The sequence below is a fragment of the Pseudoxanthobacter sp. genome, from assembly GCF_036822375.1.
Classification (GTDB): Bacteria; Pseudomonadota; Alphaproteobacteria; order Rhizobiales; family Segnochrobactraceae; genus Pseudoxanthobacter.
In genome coordinates, this window is sequence record NZ_DAISHT010000262.1 from 1 (window position 1) to 4195 (window position 4195).

General features: G+C 70.4%; 4 protein-coding genes. 3 read left to right on the forward strand and 1 reads right to left on the reverse strand.

Going from position 1 to position 4195, the window contains the following annotated elements; genetic code table 11:
• Positions 1–26: 26 nt before the first annotated feature.
• The 3 genes from pheT (at position 27) to V7067_RS16065 (ending at position 3208) form a co-directional block, all read left to right on the forward strand.
• A complete protein-coding gene (gene pheT, locus V7067_RS16055; protein WP_334176911.1) occupies positions 27–2441 on the forward strand; it encodes a phenylalanine--tRNA ligase subunit beta in 2415 nt (804 codons plus the stop codon).
• 139 nt (positions 2442–2580) lie between these two features.
• Positions 2581–2877 carry a YggT family protein gene (locus tag V7067_RS16060; RefSeq protein ID WP_334176908.1) on the forward strand — a complete coding sequence of 99 codons (297 nt, stop codon included), beginning with the start codon at positions 2581–2583 and terminating at the stop codon, positions 2875–2877.
• A 4-nt stretch (positions 2878–2881) separates the two neighbouring features.
• Positions 2882–3208 (forward strand): DUF167 family protein, encoded by a 327-nt coding sequence (locus V7067_RS16065; RefSeq protein WP_334176909.1) that lies wholly within the window; start codon positions 2882–2884, stop codon positions 3206–3208.
• A 499-nt stretch (positions 3209–3707) separates the two neighbouring features.
• Here the strand turns inward: V7067_RS16065 and V7067_RS16070 are convergent.
• Positions 3708–4195 (reverse strand): phosphoenolpyruvate carboxykinase (ATP) (locus tag V7067_RS16070; RefSeq protein ID WP_334176910.1); only part of this gene is annotated, 488 nt, incomplete at its 5' end.

The window sequence follows — 4195 nt, forward strand, 5'->3', positions numbered from 1 at the left end:
CCCGCGGGACGGTGGAGACCCCCAAGATGAAGTTCACTCTTTCCTGGCTGAAGGACCACCTTGAGACCGCGGCCGGGCTCGACGAAATCGTCGCGCGGCTGACCATGATCGGCCTTGAGGTGGAAGGCGTCGAAGATCCGGGCGCGGAGCTCGCCCCCTTCATCGTCGCCCGGGTGATCTCGGCCGAGAAGCACCCCAATGCCGACAAGCTGCGGGTCTGCATGGTGGATACCGGCGCCGGCGACCCGGTGCAGGTGGTGTGCGGCGCCCCCAACGCGCGCGCCGGCATTGCGGTGGTGTTCGCCCCGCCCAGCACCGTCATTCCGGCGTCCGGCGCGGAACTGAAGATCGGCACCATCCGCGGGGTGGAAAGCCGCGGCATGATGTGTTCCGAGCGCGAACTGAAGCTCTCCGACGAGCACAACGGCATCATCGAGCTTCCGGGCGATCCGGCGGTCGGCACCTCCTTTGCCGCGCTGGCCGGGCTGAACGATCCGGTGATCGAGATTGCCGTCACCCCCAACCGCGCCGATGCGCTGGGCGTCTATGGTGTGGCGCGCGATCTGGCGGCCTCCGGCCTCGGCCGGCTGAAGACGCCGCCGGTCGCCCCTGTCGCCGGCAACGGCCCGTGCCCGGCCGGCGTGACGCTGGCATTCGGCGCCACCGCGCCGCTGTGCCGCTCGTTCGCCCTGCGCCTCGTGCGCGGGGTGAAGAACGGCCCGTCGCCGGCGTGGATGCAGGCGCGCCTCAAGGCCATCGGCCTGCGGCCCATCAATGCGCTGGTCGATATCACCAATTACCTCACCTACGATCGCAGCCGCCCGCTGCACGTGTTCGATGCGGCGAAGGTGAAGGGCGATCTGGTGGTGCGCCGCGGTGTGGCCGGCGAGACCATCGAGGCGCTCGACGGGCGCACCTACACCGTGGACGAGGCGATGTGCGTCATCGCCGACGACAACGGCCTTGAATCCATCGCCGGCATCATGGGCGGCGAGGCGACCGGCTGTTCGGAGGCGACCACGGACGTGCTGATCGAATCGGCCCTGTGGGACGAACTCGCCATCGCCCAGACCGGCCGCCGGCTGGGGCTCAATTCCGATGCCCGCTTCCGTTTCGAGCGCGGTGTCGACCCGGCCTTCAATCTGCCGGGTCTGGAACTCGCCACCCGTCTGGTGCTGGATCTGTGCGGCGGCACGCCGTCCGATGTGGTGGTGGCCGGGGCGACGGAATTTCCGCTGCGCACCCTCGAATTCCCGCTGGCGGAGGTGAAGCGCATCTCCGGGCTGGAGCTGTCGCCGGAGGAGATCGCCGGCTTCCTCACCCGCCTCGGCTTTGTCGTGGAAGGCGCGGGGCCGGTGGTGCGCGTGACGGTGCCGAGCTATCGCGCCGACATCGAAGGCAAGGCCGATCTGGTGGAAGAGGTCGTGCGCCTCGTCGGCGTCGACAATATTCCGCTGAAGCCGCTGGCGCGCCTGAAGCCGGTGGCCGGCCGGGTGCTGACGAACGCGCAGGTGCGCGGCCGCGCCGCCCGGCGCACGCTGGCCGCCCGCGGGCTGACTGAAGCGCTGACGTGGTCGTTCATCTCCGGGGCGCAGGCCGCTGCCTTCGGCGGCGGATCGAAGGAACTGGCGCTGTCGAACCCGATTGCCTCCGACCTGTCCGACATGCGGCCGAGCCTGATCCCCGGCCTTGCCAGCGCCGCCAAGCGCAATGCCGATCGCGGCCTTGCCGATGTGGCGCTGTTCGAAATCGGCCAGATCTTCCTGAGCGATGCGCCGGAAGGCCAGAAGCGGGTCGCGGCCGGCGTGCGCACCGGAACGGCAGGGCTGGCCGGTGCCGGCCGCCACTGGGCCGGTGCAGCGGCGCCGGTGGGCGTGTTCGATGCCAAGGCCGATGCGCTGGCCGTGCTGGAGGCCTGCGGGGCGCCGGTGGAGCGGGTGCAGATCACCCGCGATGCGCCGGCGTGGTTCCACCCCGGCCGCTCCGGCACCGCCCGGCTCGGGCCGCTGGTGCTGGCGTGGTTCGGCGAACTGCACCCGAACGTGCTGCATCTGCTCGATATCGAAGGGCCGCTGGCCGCCTTCGAGGTGTTCCACGAAGCCATTCCCGCGCCCAAGGCGCGGGCGACCCGGGCAAAGCCGCCGCTCGCCGTTTCCGACCTGATGCCGCTGTCGCGCGATTTCGCCTTCATCGTCGATCATGGTGTGGCGGCTGCCGACATCATCAAGGCCGCCGCCGGGGCCGATAAGGCGCTGATCGGCAGGGTCACGGTGTTCGACGTCTATGAGGGCAAGGGCGTGGAGGCGGGCCGCAAGTCCGTCGCCATCGCCGTCACCCTTGAGCCGAAGAAGCAGACGCTGACGGACACCGAGATCGAAGCGGTGACCGGCCGCATCGTTGCGGCGGTGGAAAAGGCCACCGGCGGCACGCTGCGGCGCTGAGCTGAAGAGATGCGTGCGGCCGGCGGGTGGTTGCGCCCGCCGCCGCGAACCCCACATAGTGGGCTGCGCCTGCACCGTGGCGGCTGTTCCGCCGCCGCGGTTCCTCCCGACAAAGACGTTCAGAGCCCGCGGAAGCCCAATGATCGCCCTTCTCGATGTCGTCCTTCTCGTCCTCAATCTCTATCAGTGGGTCGTCATCGTCGCGGCGCTGTTCTCCTGGCTCTACGCCTTCAACGTCGTCAATCCGCGCAATGCCGTGGTGATGGCCGTTGCCAACACGCTCTATCGCCTCACCGAGCCGGTGCTGCGCCCCATCCGCCAGATTCTGCCCTCCATGGGCGGGATGGACCTGTCGCCGGTGGTGCTGCTGATCGGCATTTATTTCATCCAGCGCCTGATCGTGACCTCGGTCTATCCGATGCTCATGGGACTGTGAGCCGGTGAGCGCGCCGGCCCGGCCGTGGAGCGCGACGGCAGACGGCCTGATGGTGCGCGTGCGGCTGACGCCGCGCGGCGGGCGCGATGCGGTCGACGGCCTGCAGATTCTGTCGGACGGCACGGCCGTGCTCGCCGCCCGTGTGCGGGCGGTGCCTGAGAAGGGCGCGGCCAACACCGCGCTGGAACATCTGCTGGCCGCTCAGGCCGGCGTGCCGCGCAGTGCGGTGTCGGTTACGGCCGGCTCCACGGCGCGCATCAAGACCGTGCGGCTTGCCGGCGAGGCCGGCCGCCTTGCCGCCGCCCTTGAGGCCGCGCTCGCAAAAGGCTGAGCGCCCGGCCCGGCCGGCTTTTCCCGCCCCGGATCCTGCCGCACCCTGCCGCCACCCGCGCGGCGGCCGTGCCGCGCCTTGCCCTGCCGGGCGCGGTCGCGCGGCCTTGCGCAGTCGTCGCCGGCCGGCAGGCGGATCGTGCCGCAGCACAGGACCGCCGCGGCCGCGTCTGCATGAGCTTGCTGCGGAACACATGAATTTGCTGCGGAACAGCGGGGAGCCCGGCTTGCGGCAGGGCAGCGGCTGCCGGAGCCGGAGGCGGGCGTCCCGTGCGCTACGGGGGGGGCGTCCGGCAGGCGTGGCCGATCTGCCGGCGAAGGCCGGACGGGTCGCGTCGTCCCCGCAGGCCCGGAGCGATCGCTGTTCTGAGATATAGCGACCGGACGACGGTGCCGGCGGAGCGGGAAAACGACAACGCCGCCCGGAAGCGGACTTCCGGACGGCGTTGCATAATGGAGAGGCCGGGCGGCAGCCCGCCCGGCGATCCGGATGGGCCGGATCAGGCGGTCACGCCGGCCTGCGGGGCAGCCGCCAGAACCTCGGCACCGACATGGGCCTCGAACTTGGAGAAGTTGTCGCGGAACATGCCGGCGAGCTTGGTCGCGGTCTCGTCGAAGGCCTTCTTGTCGGCCCAGGTCGAGATCGGATCGAGCACGGTGCCCTCGATGCCTTCCACCGCGGTCGGCACCAGGAAGCCGAAATACGGGTCGGTGCGGAACGAGGCGTTCTTCAGCGAGCCGTCGAGCGCCGCGGTCAGCAGGGTGCGGGTCACGCGGATCGGCATGCGCTTGCCGACGCCGTACTTGCCGCCGGTCCAGCCGGTGTTGACCAGCCAGCAATCGACCTTGTGCTCAGCGATGAGGTCGCGCAGCAGGTTGCCGTAGGCCGAGGGATGGCGCGGCATGAACGGGGCGCCGAAGCAGGTGGAGAACGTCGCCTGCGGCTCGGTCACGCCCTTCTCGGTGCCGGCCACCTTGGCGGTGTAGC